The organism is Nocardiopsis sp. NPDC006198 (assembly GCF_040613895.1).
Lineage (GTDB): Bacteria > Actinomycetota > Actinomycetes > Streptosporangiales > Streptosporangiaceae > Nocardiopsis > Nocardiopsis tropica.
Genome location: NZ_JBEXSY010000004.1, coordinates 211,565 through 227,173 on the forward strand (window position 1 = coordinate 211,565; position 15,609 = coordinate 227,173).

The 15,609-nt window shown below is 71.9% G+C and carries 17 protein-coding genes; 14 read left to right on the forward strand and 3 right to left on the reverse strand.

Annotated features, from left to right (window positions below; all coding sequences use genetic code 11):
- The first annotated feature begins 83 nt into the window (after positions 1 to 83).
- The 8 genes from ABZ234_RS05210 to ABZ234_RS05245 all read left to right on the forward strand — a co-directional run bounded on the left by ABZ234_RS05210 (position 84) and on the right by ABZ234_RS05245 (position 8,440).
- Positions 84 to 1,196: an ABC transporter substrate-binding protein gene (locus tag ABZ234_RS05210; RefSeq protein ID WP_355011096.1), complete on the forward strand. Its 1,113-nt coding sequence runs from the start codon at positions 84 to 86 to the stop codon at positions 1,194 to 1,196.
- A 35-nt stretch (positions 1,197 to 1,231) separates the two neighbouring features.
- Entirely contained in the window at positions 1,232 to 2,305 is a 1,074-nt protein-coding gene (locus ABZ234_RS05215; RefSeq protein WP_344184542.1) for an iron ABC transporter permease, read from the forward strand.
- Complete coding sequence (locus tag ABZ234_RS05220) at positions 2,302 to 3,183, forward strand: heme ABC transporter ATP-binding protein (protein WP_352984183.1); 882 nt, start codon at positions 2,302 to 2,304, stop codon at positions 3,181 to 3,183. Before ABZ234_RS05215 ends, ABZ234_RS05220 begins: the two co-directional genes overlap by 4 nt.
- Positions 3,184 to 3,350: 167 nt before the next feature.
- Complete coding sequence (locus ABZ234_RS05225) at positions 3,351 to 4,037, forward strand: class E sortase (protein ID WP_267946305.1); 687 nt, start codon at positions 3,351 to 3,353, stop codon at positions 4,035 to 4,037.
- An 11-nt stretch (positions 4,038 to 4,048) separates the two neighbouring features.
- Complete coding sequence (locus ABZ234_RS05230; RefSeq protein WP_344184536.1) at positions 4,049 to 4,324, forward strand: hypothetical protein; 276 nt, start codon at positions 4,049 to 4,051, stop codon at positions 4,322 to 4,324.
- Between the two features lie 151 nt (positions 4,325 to 4,475).
- Positions 4,476 to 6,197 carry a DEAD/DEAH box helicase gene (locus ABZ234_RS05235; RefSeq protein ID WP_267946303.1) on the forward strand — a complete coding sequence of 574 codons (1,722 nt, stop codon included), beginning with the start codon at positions 4,476 to 4,478 and terminating at the stop codon, positions 6,195 to 6,197.
- Positions 6,198 to 6,338: 141 nt separating this feature from the next.
- Positions 6,339 to 7,277: a zinc metalloprotease gene (locus ABZ234_RS05240; protein WP_355011107.1), complete on the forward strand. Its 939-nt coding sequence runs from the start codon at positions 6,339 to 6,341 to the stop codon at positions 7,275 to 7,277.
- A 155-nt stretch (positions 7,278 to 7,432) separates the two neighbouring features.
- Positions 7,433 to 8,440 carry a tryptophan--tRNA ligase gene (locus ABZ234_RS05245; RefSeq protein WP_355011097.1) on the forward strand — a complete coding sequence of 336 codons (1,008 nt, stop codon included), beginning with the start codon at positions 7,433 to 7,435 and terminating at the stop codon, positions 8,438 to 8,440.
- Between the two features lie 49 nt (positions 8,441 to 8,489).
- On the opposite strand, the gene ABZ234_RS05250 is transcribed toward ABZ234_RS05245, so the two are convergent.
- A complete protein-coding gene (locus tag ABZ234_RS05250; protein WP_355011098.1) occupies positions 8,490 to 9,068 on the reverse strand; it encodes a nicotinamidase in 579 nt (192 codons plus the stop codon).
- A 67-nt stretch (positions 9,069 to 9,135) separates the two neighbouring features.
- Positions 9,136 to 10,437, reverse strand: a complete 1,302-nt coding sequence (locus ABZ234_RS05255; protein ID WP_355011099.1) for a nicotinate phosphoribosyltransferase — start codon at positions 10,435 to 10,437, stop codon at positions 9,136 to 9,138.
- Between the two features lie 131 nt (positions 10,438 to 10,568).
- On the opposite strand from ABZ234_RS05255, the gene ABZ234_RS05260 reads away from it, so the two are divergent.
- The 6 genes from ABZ234_RS05260 (at position 10,569) to rdgB (ending at position 14,854) form a co-directional block, all read left to right on the forward strand.
- Positions 10,569 to 10,991 carry a M67 family metallopeptidase gene (locus tag ABZ234_RS05260; protein WP_355011100.1) on the forward strand — a complete coding sequence of 141 codons (423 nt, stop codon included), beginning with the start codon at positions 10,569 to 10,571 and terminating at the stop codon, positions 10,989 to 10,991.
- Positions 10,992 to 11,086: 95 nt separating this feature from the next.
- Positions 11,087 to 11,365, forward strand: coding sequence for a MoaD/ThiS family protein (locus tag ABZ234_RS05265; RefSeq protein WP_267946297.1), 279 nt, complete (start codon positions 11,087 to 11,089; stop codon positions 11,363 to 11,365).
- Positions 11,366 to 11,372: 7 nt separating this feature from the next.
- The gene (locus ABZ234_RS05270) at positions 11,373 to 12,320 is read left to right on the forward strand and encodes a cysteine synthase (protein ID WP_355011101.1); all 948 of its coding nucleotides are present in this window, start codon (positions 11,373 to 11,375) and stop codon (positions 12,318 to 12,320) included.
- Between the two features lie 310 nt (positions 12,321 to 12,630).
- A complete protein-coding gene (locus ABZ234_RS05275) occupies positions 12,631 to 13,383 on the forward strand; it encodes an MBL fold metallo-hydrolase (RefSeq protein WP_267946295.1) in 753 nt (250 codons plus the stop codon).
- Positions 13,384 to 13,472: 89 nt separating this feature from the next.
- The gene (gene rph / locus ABZ234_RS05280; protein WP_355011102.1) at positions 13,473 to 14,192 is read left to right on the forward strand and encodes a ribonuclease PH; all 720 of its coding nucleotides are present in this window, start codon (positions 13,473 to 13,475) and stop codon (positions 14,190 to 14,192) included.
- Positions 14,193 to 14,248: 56 nt separating this feature from the next.
- Positions 14,249 to 14,854: an RdgB/HAM1 family non-canonical purine NTP pyrophosphatase gene (rdgB, locus tag ABZ234_RS05285; RefSeq protein WP_355011103.1), complete on the forward strand. Its 606-nt coding sequence runs from the start codon at positions 14,249 to 14,251 to the stop codon at positions 14,852 to 14,854.
- 502 nt (positions 14,855 to 15,356) lie between these two features.
- On the opposite strand, the gene ABZ234_RS05290 is transcribed toward rdgB, so the two are convergent.
- A partial coding sequence (locus ABZ234_RS05290) for a hypothetical protein (protein WP_355011104.1) occupies positions 15,357 to 15,609 on the reverse strand: 253 nt, incomplete at its 5' end.

Sequence of the window (15,609 nt, forward strand, 5' to 3'; positions counted from 1 at the left end):
CATATAAAGGGCGTTGTCGCCTCCCCGCTCCCCGGCGACACCCGCCCGTGCACCCGGCACACGGACCACCGAAAGCGACCCCCATGCCACTCGCCGACGCGCGGCGCCGCCCGCGCGGACACCGCCCGCACGCACGATCCGTCCCGGCCCTCGCCGCGGCCTGCGCCCTCGCGCTGGCACTGGCCGGCTGCGCCGTGGGAGGAGGCGGTGCGCCCGAGGCCCCCTCGCGGGGGGACGGCGCCGCCGACATCCCCGACTTCTCCGAGAACCGCCTCCAGCCGCTGGAGGGCACCGGGGAGCCCGAGCTCCCCGTCACCGTCGACTCCGTCGTCCTCGATCCGTACCGCACGAGCTCCGACCCCCTGGAGTACGAGCAGGTCGAGGTCGACGACGTCAGCCGCATCCTCCCGCTCACCGGCAGCCTCGCCGAGATCGTCTTCACGCTCGGCCTCGGCGACAACGTGGTCGGCCGCGACGTCGCCGCCACGTTCGAGGAGGCCGCCGGCCTCCCCGTCATCAGCGAGGGGCACGAGGTCTCCGCCGAGAGCGTCCTCGCCCTCGAACCCACGGTGATCCTCGCCGACACCCAGACGGGCCCGTCCGAGGCCGTCGAGCAGATCCAGAGGTCCGGGGTCCCCGTCGTCATCGTCGAGGAGGCCTGGTCCATCGACGAGATGTACCCGCGCTTCGAGCGGGTCGCGGAGGCCCTCGGGGTCCCCGACGACGGCGCGGCCCTGTCCGAGCGCACGCGGGCGCAGATGGCCGAGGTCCGGGAGGAGGCGGACGGCTCCGGCGACGGCCCGCTCGTGGCCTTCCTCTACCTGCGGGGCACGGCCGGGGTCTACCTCCTCGGAGGCGAGGGCTCGGGCGCCGACGCCGTGCTCGCCGAGACCGGCGCGCGCGACGCCGGGGTCGAGATGGGCCTGACCACACCGTTCACCCCCATCACCACGGAGGCCCTCATCGCGGCCCGGCCCGACGTGCTCCTCGTCATGACCCAGGGCCTGGAGTCCGTGGGCGGCGTCGACGGGCTCGTCGAGATCCCCGGCGTCGCCCAGACACCGGCCGGCGCGGCACGGGCGGTCGTCGACTTCGAGGACGGCGTCCTGCTCAACTTCGGCCCCCGCACGCCGCAGGTCGTCGCGGCCCTCGCGGACGAACTGGCCGCGTTCCAGGCGGAGGGGGAGGGTCGGTGACCGCCCCCGACACCACCGCCCCCGAACGGGCCGGCGTGGACGGCGGCCCCCCGCCGGGACCCGGGGGGCGCGCCGCACACCGCCTCCGGGCCGTGCTCCTGCTGGCCGGGCTCGGCACGGGCCTGGTCGCGGTCTCGCTCGTCGCGGCCGGCGCCGGCGCCTACCCCGTGCCCGCCGGCCAGGTCGCCTCCTCGGTCCTGCACGCGGTCGGGCTGGAGGTCGGCACACCCCCCGACCGGATCGGCCGGACCGTCCTGTGGGACGTGCGCTTCCCCCGCGTCGTCCTGGCGGTCATGGTCGGCGCCGCCCTCGGCGCCGCCGGGGCCATGATGCAGGGGATCTTCGGCAACCCCCTCGCCGAGCCCGGCGTCATCGGGGTCTCCTCCGGCGCGGCGGTCGGCGCGATCACGGTCGTCTTCACGGGCCTGACCGTGTTCGGCCACTGGACGATCATCGCCGCTTCGTTCGTGTTCGGCCTGGCCACGACCCTGTTCGTGTACGTCTTCGCGCGCTCGCGCGGCCGCACCGAGGTCGTCACCCTGCTCCTCACGGGCATCGCCGTCAACGCCGTGGCGGGAGCGGCCATCGGCCTGATGACCAACTTCTCCCAGGACGCCGAGATCCAGACCATCACCTTCTGGCAGCTCGGCAGCGTCTCCACCGCCACCTGGTCCAAGGTCGCCGCCATCGCCCCGTGCCTCCTGGCCGGACTGGCCGTGATCCCCCTCTACGCCCGGCGCCTCGACCTGCTCGCGCTCGGCGAGGGGCCCGCCCGCCACCTGGGCGTGGACGTCGAGCGCATGCGCCTCGTCCTCATCTGCGCCCTGGCGCTGCTCACCTCGGCCGCCGTCGCGTTCGCGGGGATCGTCGCGTTCGTCGGCCTGGTCGTCCCGCACATCATCCGCATGGTCACCGGTCCCGGGCACCGGGTCCTGCTGCCCGCCAGCGCGCTCGGCGGAGGGCTCCTCCTGCTCGCCGCCGACCTGCTCGCCCGCACCGTCGCCGCACCCGCCGAGATCCCCCTCGGCGTGGTCACCGCCGCCCTCGGCGGGCCGTTCTTCTTCTACCTTCTGCACCGCACCCGCGCCAAGCAGGGAGGATGGTCGTGAACACCCTTCCCCGTCTGCGCCGGCGGGTCTCCGCCGCCTTCGCCCCCCTGTCCCGTCCCCCCGCGCTCCCCGTCCGCGCCGCGACCGGCTCGGAGGTGGTCCGCGCCGAGGGGGTCACCGTCCGCCGGGGCGGACGCGCCCTCCTGGACGGGGTCGACCTCACGGTGCGCGCCGGAGAGCTCCTGGCCCTGGTGGGCCCCAACGGGGCCGGCAAGTCCACCCTGCTGGCCGCCCTGTCCGGCGACGTCACCGGCGGGCCCGCCCGGGGGGAGGCCGACGAGGGCGCCGTGCTCCTCTTCGGCCGGCCCCTGCCGGAGTGGACCCCGCCACAGCTCGCGCTGCGGCGGGCCGTCCTCCCGCAGGAGGCGTCGGTCAGCTTCCCGTTCCCGGTCGCCGAGCTCGTCGCCATGGGCCGGGCCCCCTGGGCGGGGCTGTGCGCCCCCGGCGCCGACGACGCCGCGGTCGCCGCGGCCATGGACGGCACGGGCGTCGCCCACCTGGCCGGACGCCGGTTCCCCACGCTCTCCGGGGGAGAGCGGGCCAGGGTGATGCTCGCGCGTGTCCTCGCCCAGGACACGCAGGTGCTGATGCTCGACGAACCGACGGCGGCCCTGGACATCAGGCACCAGGAACTCGTACTGTCCATCGCGCGTCAGATCTCGGAGGACGGTGGTGCGGTTATCGTGGTCCTGCACGATTTGGGGCTTGCGGCGGCCTACGCCCATCGTGTGGCGATACTCTCCGGAGGACGGATCGCCGCGCAGGGAGCCCCCGCCGACGTGTTCACCGCGTCCCTGCTCGGCAACGTCTACCAGCACGAGGTCGAAGTCCTGCCGCACCCGCGTACCGGGGTCCCGCTGGTCGTGCCCCTCCGGTAGGTGTCCGGCGCACATGAGAGCGTCCACAGGAGTAGGTCGTATTGGTGTCCACAACTGAACGGCAGCCACACGAAGAGCCACCGTACGAGCGGCGGGAGGGGCGTGGACGGAGCGCGGGCGGCCGACGCCGCCGGGCGCCCCGGCCCAGGGCCACCCCGGGAGACGTCGTGCGCGGCTTCGTCCGGTTCGTCGGCGAGATCCTCCTGACGGCCGGTCTGCTCATGCTCTTCTACGCGGGGTACGAGGTCTACGGCTCCCAGTGGGAGACCGACCGCGAGCAGCAGGGCCTGGCGGACGGGCTGAACGAGGCGTGGGCGGCCACGGCGGAGGAGTCCGGTCCGGACTCCGAGCCGCTGCCCGGCAGCGCCGACAGCCGCCTCTACATCCCCAGCCTCGACCTGGACTGGGTCGTGGTCAACGGCACCACCCCCGACGACATCCGCTACAGCCCCGGCCACTACACCGAGTACCCCAGCAGCGCGGGCGGCGCGGGCAACTACGCGATCGCCGCCCACCGGACCCCGGGCCTGTTCTGGGACATGGACCTGCTGGACAACGGTGACGTGCTGGTCCTGGAGGACGGGGAGAACTTCTACACGTACGAGGTCTTCCAGGAGGAGACGGTCCTGCCCACCGACGTGTGGGTGATCGAGCCGGACCCGTTCGACGACGTCGAGGGGGCGGGCGAGGGGGAGCCCGAGCGGTCCCTGATCACGCTGACCACCTGTGCGCCGAAGCTGAACAACACGCACCGGCTCATCGTCTGGGGTGAGCTGGTCGAGACCACGCCCAAGTCCGAGGGGATGCCCGACTCGATCGCGCACATGGCCCCCGAGACCGCCGAGGCCGAGTAGGGGTAACGCGAATGTACGGTCTGATCTGGCGCATCCTGCCCGGCCCCTGGGCCTCCAAGTTCATCATGGCGGTCGGCCTGCTGGCCGGCGCCGCGGCGCTCCTGTGGTTCTTCGCCTTCCCGGCGATCTCCCCGCACATGCCGTTCAACGACGGCGCCGTCGACACCCAGGGCGTCGGCACGGGCGGGGAGGCGGGCACGGGAGAGGTCTCCGAGGACCCGGGGGCCGAAGGGCTTTCCGGGGAAGAGGGGGCCTCCGGGGCGGAGGTCCCCGGGGCAGGGGGCTGACGTCCGCCCGGCCCCGGGCCGCCCGCGGGGCCCCGGGCCCGGTCCGGGGCCGCGGCGCGGTCGTGTGGGCGGCACCACTGGCGGGGCTCCCGGTCCGGTCCGCCACGACCGCTAACCTCTAGCAGGTGAGCAACGGGGGACGGTTCTGAGAATGACGGTGACGCAGACCACTACGGAGGACCGCCTGCGCGGGCTCCGCGCTTGGCAGCGGGAGGCGTTCGAGGAGTACTTCCGCCGGGAGCCGCGCGACTTCCTCGCCGTGGCGACCCCCGGTGCGGGCAAGACGACCTTCGCGCTCACCCTGGCCACGGAACTCCTCCACCGGCACGCGGTGAGGGCCATCACCATCGTGTGCCCCACCGAGCACCTCAAGAAGCAGTGGGCCGAGGCCGCCGCCCGGTTCGGCATCGCCATCGACCCCGACTTCAAGAACGGCCAGGGGGCGCTCGGCCGCCAGTACATCGGGGTGGCCGTCACCTACGCGCAGGTCGCCGCGCACCCGATGCTGCACCGCAACCGGACCGAGGCGCGCAAGACCCTCGTGATCTTCGACGAGGTCCACCACGCGGGCGACGCCCTCTCCTGGGGCGACGCCGCGCGCGAGGCCTTCGACCCGGCGACCAAAAGGCTCTCCCTCACCGGCACCCCCTTCCGCTCCGACATCAACCCCATCCCCTTCGTGGACTACGTCCCCGACGCGGCGGGGGTGCGCCGCTGCTCGTGGGACTACAACTACGGGTACGGCCCGGCCCTGGAGGACGGGGTCGTGCGCCCCGTCATCTTCATGGCCTACTCCGGTGAGATGCGCTGGCGCACCCGCGCCGGGGACGAACTCGCGGCCAGACTCGGGGAGCCCCTCACCCAGGACGCCCTCTCCCAGGCCTGGCGCGCCGCGCTGGACCCCAAGGGCGACTGGATCAAGCGCGTGCTCCAGGCCGCGGACCGGCGCCTGACCGAGGTCCGCAAGACGCACCCCGACGCGGGCGGCCTGGTCATCGCCACCGACCACGAGAACGCCCGCGCCTACTCGCGCATCATCCGGCAGATCACCGGCAAGGGCGCGACCGTGGTGCTCTCGGACGACCCCACGGCCTCCCGGAAGATCTCCCGCTTCGCCGTGGGCGACGACCGGTGGATGGTCGCGGTGCGCATGGTGTCGGAGGGGGTCGACGTGCCCCGGCTGATGGTCGGCGTGTACGCCACCTCCACCAGCACGGCCCTGTTCTTCGCCCAGGCCATCGGCCGCTTCGTGCGCGTGCGCCAGCGGGGCGAGGTGGCGTCGGTGTTCCTGCCCTCGGTGCCGACCCTGCTGGAGTACGCGGGCGAGATGGAGCGCGAGCGCGACCACGTGCTGGACAAGCCGCCGCCCGGTGACGACGAGTACCCGGAGGAGGACCTCCTCAAGGAGGCCAACCGAAAGCGGGACAGCCCGGACGCCGGCGAGGAGCTGCCGTTCGAGACGATGGAGTCGGCGGCCGAGTTCGACCGCGCCCTCTACGACGGGGCCGAGTACGGCGGTGTCCCGGGCTCCTCCGAGGAGGAGGACTTCCTGGGGCTTCCGGGCCTGCTCGACCCGCAACAGGTCTCCCAGCTCCTACGCAAGCGCAAGGCCGACATCCGCGCGGGTGAGCGCAGGGCGAAGAAGGACGACCCGGCCGAGGAGGAGGGCCCCACCCACGAGGTCGTGGCGGAGCTGCGCCGCGAGCTGAGCGGACTGGTGGGCGCATGGCACCACCGGACGGGCAAGCCGCACGGGGTCATCCACAACGAGCTGCGCCGCGCGTGCGGGGGCCCGCCGGTGGCGCAGGCCTCCCCGACCCAGATCCGCGAGCGGATCGCCAAGCTCCGCACCTGGGCGGTCGGGGGCAAGTAGTCCCGGTTGTCCCGAAAAGGGCAAACACTTCGTCAGCGTGCGCACGGCTGCTGTGCGCAACGTGCCCGTTTGATTACATTCCGTGATGTGAATCGACGAAGCTCTCGCGGCGGCACAGCCGCGCTCTGGACCGGACTGCTCATGTGCGGTCTCGCTCTGACCGGGACGGTCGCGGGCCTGCCGCCCGAACCGGCCGGGGCCGAGACCGCCCGGACCCTGGCCCCGGGGGAGGAGGGCTCCCTCCTGGAGGAGTGCCCGCCGGGCCGCGCCGGCCAGGCCGCCCGCGTGAGCGATCCCGACGCGGCGGTGCCCGAGGGAGGGGAGCTCACCCCGCAGCAGGCCGAGGACTACGACAGGCGGTTCCGCGAGGCCCTCGTTCCCCTGCGCGGCCAGGAGATGCAGGCGCCCCGGAACGTGCCGGTCGTGGTGCACGTCATCTCCGCCGAGGACGGCCGGGGCGACGTTCCGCAGGCCCGTGTCGACGACCAGATCGAGGTCCTCAACACCGCCTTCTCGGGCGGCTACGGGACGGACGGCGCCGACACCGGTTTCCGCTTCGAGCTGTCCGAGACCACCCGCACGGTGAACGACACCTGGTTCACCCGGTTCGACGAGTACCGCGACACGATCCGGGCCGAGCTGCACCGGGGCGGCGCCGGGACGCTCAACGTCTACACGGCCCAACTGGGGACGGGGCTGCTCGGGTACTCCTCCTTCCCGCAGGACTACGAGGCGGCGCCCGACCAGGACGGGGTCGTGCTCTCCCACGACACCCTGCCCGGCGGGGGCCGTGACGGCTTCGACCTCGGCCACACCGGTACCCACGAGGTCGGCCACTGGCTGGGGCTGTTCCACACGTTCCAGAACGGGTGCGCCTCGCCCGGGGACTACGTGGACGACACCCCCTACGAGCGCGAGGCGGCGTCCGGCTGCCCGGTCGGCAGGGACTCCTGCCCCCGCAAGAAGGGCGACGACCCCGTCACCAACTTCATGAACTACAGCGACGACGGCTGCATGACCCACTTCACCGAGGGGCAGGCCCGGCGCATCGTCGAGCACTGGGCGGCCTTCCGCTCCTGACACGGCGGTACGGGCGGCCGTGTCCGGGGCCCCGGGGCATGAGCCCCGGGCCCCCGGACACCACACCGGCCCGGAGGGAGAGGGCCCCGGTCCGGGGACGGCCGCCGGGAGGACCTGTACGGGGGAGCGCCCCCGAACGCCGCTAGGCTGAGGACATGGCAGCGAACACCTACCTGACCGGCATCAAGCCCACCGGGGAATTCCACCTGGGCAACTACGTCGGCGCGATCAAGCCCGCCCTGGCCGCGGCCCGTGAGTACGACACGTACTACTTCGTCGCGGACTACCACGCGCTCAACACCGTCAAGGACGCGGCCGAGCTCCGCCACAGCATCCGGTCGGGCGCTGCCACCTGGCTCGCGTGCGGCCTCGACCCCGAGCGCACGGTCGTCTACCAGCAGTCCAAGGTCCCCGAGACCTTCGAGCTCACCACCATCCTGAGCGCCCTCACCCCCAAGGGCCTCATGAACCGCGCGCACGCCTACAAGGCCGCGCGGGACCGCAACACCGCGGCCGGGAACAGCGACCTGGACGCCGGGATCAACATGGGGCTGTACAACTACCCCATCCTCATGGCCGCCGACATCCTGGTCATGGAGGGCACGCACGTGCCGGTCGGCCGCGACCAGTCCCAGCACATCGAGTACACGGCCGACATCGCCGGGTACTTCAACCACCGCTTCGGCGAGGGGTACTCCTTCCCGGTCCCCAAGGGCGTCATCGACGAGGGCGACGGCAGCATCCTGCCCGGCACCGACGGCCGCAAGATGAGCAAGTCCTACGACAACCACATCCCGCTGTTCCTGCCGGAGAACAAGCTCAAGAAGGCCATCCGCCGCATCCCCACCGACTCCACCCCCGTGGAGGACCCCAAGGACGCCGACGGCTCGGTGCCCTTCCAGCTCCTGGCCCACTTCGCCGACGCCGACAAGGTCGCCGACGTCCGGCGGCGGCTGGAGGCCGGCGGCATGGGCTGGGGCGATCTCAAGAACGAGCTGTTCGAGGCGGTCAACGCCGAACTCGGCCCCAAGCGCGAGCGCTACGACCAGCTGATGGACGACCCCTCCGAGATCGACGCGATCCTGGAGGCCGGTTCCGCGCGCGCCCGCGAGCGTGCGCGCGCCACGATCGACCGGGTGCGCGCCGCCGTCGGCGTCGCCTGAGGCGCGACAGGCCACGGGGGCGGCGCTCCGCGCCGCCCCCGCCCGTGCGTCAGCCCACCAGCGGCTCGCCCTCCAGCTCCACCCCGGCCGCGCGCAGCCGCTCCAGCGCGGTCGTCACGGTGTCCCCGGACACACCCGCGGTGAGGCCGAGCAGGACCCGCGTGCGCAGGCCCTCGGCAGCCGCGTCCACCGCCGTCGCGCGGACGCAGTGGTCGGTGGCGATCCCCACCACGTCCACCTTGTCCACCCCCCGTTCGCGCAGCCAGTCGGCCAGCCGGGTCGTCCCGTCCCCCGCGGTCCCCTCGAAACCGCTGTAGGCCGCCGTGTACAGCCCCTTGCTGAACACCTCCTCGGCCAGCGAGGCGTCGAACTCCGGATGGAACTCGGCCCCCGGCGTCCCCACTTCGCAGTGCCGGGGCCAGCTGTCCACGAAGTCCGGGTTCTCGGAGAAGTGCGGTCCCGGGTCGATGTGGTAGTCGCGGGTCGCCACCACGTGGTCGTAGGAGTCGGCGTTGGCCCGGGCGTGGTCGGTGACGGCGGCCGCCGTCCGCTCGCCGCCCCTCACCCCCAGGCTCCCGCCCTCGCAGAAGTCGTTCTGGATGTCCACCACGATGAGTGCCCTGGTCATCCCGGCACCCCTTTCTCGCGTCTGTCGGTCAGGTCTCGGAACTCAGGGGCCGGTCTCCCGGAACGGCTCAGTGGAAGACCGTCGGCAGCGCGGCCTCGCCCCGCGACATCCGGAGCGCCTGCTCGGGAAGCTCGGCGACCGTCGCGCGGTGCCGCTCCCTCGCGTCGTGGACGCTCTCCTTTCCCACCACGACGCCCTCGGACACCAGGGGCCGCAGCAGCGGACGCAATCCCACGCCCGAAGACGGGTCATGGGGGAACACCTCCTCCGCCACGGCGGTCCCCTTGTCGTCCAGGCGTCGCGACGCCCACTTGCGGCCGCCCCGGCTGGGCTTGCCCACCGAGCGCTTGGCCACCGGTTCCAGAGGGGCGTCCGGCTCCAGGCCGCGGGCCCGCGCCACCAGCTTGTACACGAGGGACACCGTCGGCGCCCCCGACCCCGTCACCAGAGAGGTACCCACCCCGTAACCGTTCACGGGCGCCACGGCCAGGGCCAGGATCGAGTACTCGTCCAGGTCGCCGGTCACCACGATGCGGGTCCCGGTCGCGCCGAGGGCGTCCAGCTGTGCGCGCACCCGGGAGGCGGTCGCGCCGAGGTCGCCGGAGTCGATGCGCACCGCGCCCAGCTCCGGGCCGGCCAGTTCCACGGCGGTGGCCACCGCCCGCTCCACGTCGAACGTGTCCACGAGCAGTGTCGTCCCCGTGCCCATGGACTCCAACTGGGCCTTGAACGCGTGTCTCTCGCTGTCGTGCAGGAGCGTGAACGCGTGCGCCGCGGTGCCGCCGGTCGGCACCCCGTAGGTGCGCCCCGCCTCGAGGTTGGAGGAGGTGGCGAACCCGCCCACGTACGCGGCGCGCGCCGCGGCGACGGCCGACCGCTCGTGCGTGCGGCGCGAGCCCATCTCGATCAGGGGGCGGTCGCCCGCCGCGGCCGACATCCGGCTGGCGGCGGAGGCGATGGCGCTGTCGTGGTTGTACACCGACAGCGCCAGGGTCTCCAGGATCACGGCCTCGGCGAACGTGCCCTCGACCACGAGGATGGGGGAGCCGGGGAAGTACGCCTCCCCCTCGCCGTAGCCCCACACGTTCCCGGAGAACCGGTAGTCGGCCAGCCACGCGAGCGTGCGGTCGTCCACCACCCCGTTGTCGGACAGGAAGTCCAGTTCCCCGGTGTCGAACCTGAACCTCTCCAGGAGGTCGAGGAAGCGGCCGGTCCCGGAGACGATCCCGTACCGCCGCCCCTCGGGGAGGCGCCGGGCGAACATCTCGAACACCGACCGACGCGGGGCGGCGCCGCTGTGCAGGGCCCCCTGGAGCATCGTCAGTTCGTAGTGGTCGGTGAGCAGCGCGCTGCTGCTGTCGTCGCTCATGGGCACGAGCCTAATCCGTGTGCGATGGGCCACGGAGGCCGCCCCACCAGCCCCGGAACGGCGGGGCCTCCCTGGGTCGCTAACAATACCCATTCGGTTGGTAGGGAACAGGATGCGGGTACCCTGGTCGCATGCTGAGGATTGATCGCTCGATCTACGACAAGATCGTCTCCCACGCCCGTCGCGACCACCCGGACGAGGCGTGCGGCGTCGTGGCCGGACCCGAGAAGTCCGACCGCCCCGAGCGGTTCATCGAGATGGCCAACGCGGAGCGGTCACCGACCTTCTACCGGTTCGACTCCCTCGAACAGCTCAAGGTCTGGCGGGAGATGGACGACCGGGACGAGGAGCCCGTCGTGATCTACCACTCCCACACCGCCACCGAGGCCTACCCCTCGCGCACCGACATCTCCTACGCGTCCGAGCCCGGCGCGCACTACGTGCTCGTCTCCACCCGTGAGCCGGACACCGTCGAGTTCCGGTCCTACCGGATCGTCGACGGCGAGGTCACCGAGGAGCCGGTGGAGATCACCGGTACGGGCGCCGGCCGGTAGGCGCCGCGTCTCGTGGGCCCCGCCCCGGAATGGCCGCGAGACGTCCCCTGTTGGAAATGAACGCACACCAACCACCGCGAAGGAAGTCACTCTTCATGGCCATCGAGGTCCGCATCCCCACCATCCTGCGCAACCTGACCGACGACGCCAAGGTCGTCGAGGGGTCCGGCGCCACCCTCGAAGAGCTGTTCACCGACCTGGACGGCCGCTACCCGGGCATCGGCGAGCGCCTGGTGGAGGACGGCAAGCTGCGCCGCTTCATCAACGTGTACCTCAACGACGAGGACGTGCGTTTCGTCGGCGGCCTGAAGGCGGAGCTCTCCGACGGCGACAGCGTCACCGTCCTGCCGGCCGTCGCCGGCGGAAGCCGCTAGGCCGGGCATGCGCTACGACTCCCTGCTCGACTCCCTCGGGGGCACGCCGCTCGTCGGCCTGCCGAGCCTCTCGCCCTCGCCCCGGGTCCGGCTCTGGGCCAAGCTGGAGGACCGCAACCCCACGGGCTCGATCAAGGACCGCACCGCGTTCTTCATGATCGAGCAGGCCGAGAAGGACGGCCTGCTGTCCCCCGGCTGCACCATCCTGGAGCCGACCTCGGGGAACACCGGCATCTCGCTGGCGATGGTCGCCAAGCTGCGCGGCTACCGCATGGTCTGCGTCATGCCGGAGAACACGTCGGCGGAGCGCAGGCAGCTGCTCGCCATGTGGGGGGCCGAGGTCCACTACTCCGAGGCGGCGGGCGGGTCCAACGAGGCGGTCCGCGTCGCCAAGGAGATGGCGAAGGAGCACCCGGACTGGGTGATGCTCTACCAGTACGGCAACCCGGCGAACGCGCGGGCCCACTACGAGACCACAGGCCCCGAGATCCTCGCCGACCTGCCGGGGATCACCCACTTCGTGGCCGGTCTCGGTACCACCGGGACCCTCATGGGAGCGGGGCGCTACCTGCGCGAACAGCGGCCCGACGTCCGGATCGTCGCGGCCGAGCCCCGGTACGGCGAGCTGGTGTACGGGCTGCGCAACCTCGACGAGGGCTTCGTCCCGGAACTGTACGACGAGTCGGTGCTCACCACCCGCTTCTCGGTCCCGGCCGAGGCGGCGCTCCGGCGCACCCGCGAGCTCCTCGACCGGGAGGGCATCTTCGCCGGGATCTCCACCGGCGGAGCCCTGCACGCCGCGATGGGCGTGGCCGCGAAGGCGGAGAAGGCGGGCGAACGCGCCGACATCGCCTTCGTCATCGCCGACGCGGGGTGGAAGTACCTGTCCACCGGCGCCTACGAGGGCACCCTGGAGGAGGCGGAGGACCGGCTCGACGGCCAGCTCTGGGCCTGAGCCGTCCGACGCCTCCCGGACCGGAAGGCGGTGGGGGCCGGCACCCGCGATGGGTGCCGGCCCTCTTGCTGTTCTGAACACGCCCGAAACATGCCCTGAACAAACAAGACAGAAAGCGTCAAAGTGTGTGAAAAATTCACACGTGACCGAGGTCGCGTGAGACGCGGGCCACATTTTGTACCACCCGGGCGGGCATTGGGGTAGACCCGTAACAACGGGACATCCGCAGAACCAGCCGCCATCCGCACTCCTCACCACACGCCTGGGGTGCCACGGACGCCGCGCGGCCCATCGAGAAGGCGACGACGACGTGCGACTCACGATTATCGGGTCCTCGGGGAGCTTCCCCGGGCCGGACAGCCCGGCCTCCTGTTACATGCTGGAGGCGGACGGCTACCGCCTCCTGCTCGACATGGGCAACGGCGCGCTCGGAGCACTCCAGCGGTACATCGACATCTACTCCGTCGACGCCGTCTACCTGAGCCATCTGCACGCCGACCACTGCTTCGACCTGTGCTCCTACTGGGTGGCGAGGATGTTCCACCCCGAGGGCGCCAAGCCCCGCATCCCGGTCTACGGGCCCAGGGGCGTGGCCGACCGCGTCGCGGAGGCGTACGGGCTCGAACCGGACCCGGGCATGACCGAGGTCTTCGACTTCCACGAGCTCGTCCCCGGCGCCCTGGAGATCGGCCCCTTCACCGCCCGGGTCGACTACGTCAACCACCCGGTGGAGGCCTTCGGCATCCGCCTGGAGCACGGCGGCGCGTCCATGGCCTACTCGGGGGACACCGGCGTCTGCGACTCCCTGGTCGAACTCGCGACCGACACCGACCTGTTCCTGTGCGAGGCGGCCTTCCAGGACCACCTGGAACACCCCAAGGACATGCACCTGACGGGCAGCGAGGCGGGCGACCACGCCAACCGCGCGAGGGCCCGCGAACTGCTCCTCACCCACCTCGTGCCGTGGAACGACGACGAGGTCACCCTCGCCGAGGCCAGCTCCACCTTCGCGGGGCCGATCGGCCTGGCCCGCAGCGGCCAGGTGCACGCGATCGGCGGCTGACCGGCCGGCGGAACGCGGCGGGCGTCGCACAGGAGGGGCATTCGTGCCCACCAGCACCGCCGGACCCTCCTCGGATATACGCTCTTGGCATGGCCCGACCTGACGGACGCGTTCCGACCCAACTCCGCCCCGTGACGATCACCCGCAACTGGCTGCGCCAGGCGGAGGGCTCCGTACTCATCGAGTTCGGGGACACCCGCGTACTGTGCGCCGCCACAGTCGAGGACGGGGTCCCCCGCTGGCGCCGGGGCACCGGCGAGGGGTGGGTCACCGCCGAGTACGCGATGCTGCCCCGCGCCACCGACACCCGCGGGGCGCGGGAGTCGGTCCGCGGGAAGATCGGCGGCCGCACCCACGAGATCTCCCGCCTGATCGGCCGCTCCCTGCGCGCCGTCGTGGACTTCAAGGCGATGGGCGAGCACACCATCACCCTGGACTGCGACGTCCTCCAGGCGGACGGGGGGACCCGCACCGCCGCCATCACCGGCGCGTACGTGGCGCTGGCCGACGCCATGAAGTACCTGCGCAAGCGCCGCAAGCTCAAGAACAACCCGCTGACCGGCTCCCTGGCCGCCGTCAGCGTCGGCGTGGTCCAGGGCCAGCCCAGGCTGGACCTGAACTACCTGGAGGACTCGGTCGCCCAGACCGACATGAACGTCGTCCTCACCGGGGACGGCAGGTTCGTCGAGGTGCAGGGGACCGCCGAGGGGGAGCCGTTCGACCGGGACCTCCTCAACCAGCTGCTCGACCTCGCCGCCGCCGGCTGCGAGGAACTGACCGCGATCCAGAAGAAGGCACTGGCCGAGTGACACCGATGAACAGCGTCGGCACCCGTATCGGCGGTGTCCCCGGAGGAGGGGGAACCGTGAAGCTCGTACTGGCCACACGCAACGCCAAGAAGGTTCCGGAGATGCGCGCGATCCTGGCCGAGGCCGGCCTGGACGCGGAGGTGCTGTCGCTCGACGCCTTCCCGGACGCGCCCGAGGTGCCCGAGACGGAGCCCTCGTTCATCGGGAACGCACTGCTGAAGGCGCGCGCGATCGCCGCGCACACGGGGCTCCCCGCCGTCGCCGACGACTCCGGACTGGCCGTCGACGAGCTGAGGGGGATGCCCGGGGTGCTCTCCGCCCGCTGGGCGGGCCGCTTCGGCGAGGGGGACCAGGACCGGGCCAACCTCGACCTCGTCCTCGACCAGCTGGCGGACACCCCGGCGGAGCGCCGCGGCGGTGAGTTCGTGTGCGCGGCCGTGCTGGTGATGCCCGACGGGACCGAGGTGGTCGCCGAGGGGGTGCTCCGCGGCAGGCTGGCGCGCGAGCGCCGGGGGGACCACGGCTTCGGGTACGACCCGGTCTTCATCCCCGAGGGGGAGACGCGCACCACGGCGGAGCTCACCCCGGAGGAGAAGAACGCGATCAGCCACCGGGGGATCGCCTTCCGGCAGCTGGCCAAGGACCTGGCGGACATGGTCTGATCCCCGCCGGTCCCGTGCTGACGAGGGGCGGCGCCCGGGCTTCCGGCCCGTGCGCCGCCTCCGTCGTTCCGGGGCCGCTGCCGGGGGCCGGGTGCAGGTGCGGTCTCCGCCGCAGAAAAAACTCGGCCCCCTGTGTTTGGCCGCGGGTGTGCAGGGGCAGGACAGTCCTTGCCTGACAAGCAAGCCGTGACAGACACACGATCGCGAGGATCGGGTGGTCCGGCAGGCGCGGACCGGCGGGCGGGCCCGAGGGGGTCGGCCGACGCGGAACGCTCGTGGACATCGGGTTCCCCCGGACGCGGGCCGGTTTGACGCCGCCGGGGTAGTTGCCTACACTCGATCGAGTCGCTGCGGGACGGCGAGGATCCTTCTTCGGATCACTCGGAACCGGGCCGCGATCTGACAATCCTCCTCCTGAGTGCCTTGGTCCGAGCATGTGCTCGGAGCGTGTAGGCTCAGGGAGTTGCCTCGAAAGAGGGAAAACTCGGGTTCTTTATCCCGATCAGGTGCGCAGAAAAACCTCAGGGTTCGGAAGCGCAAATGCGAAAAACCGCCGATTTGGCGGGGCGCGGAACACCTGATAAAGTAAAGACACAACAAAGCGGAAACGCAGACGCCTTCCACGGAAGAGCAGACAGTCGGAACGGCTGGCGCTTGTACGGGAAGAGCGGTTGTTTCTTGAGAACTCAACAGCGCGTGTTTGATTTTCTTTAAGCCATGTTTGTTTTGGCCCCGTCACCCGAACAGTGGTTCGG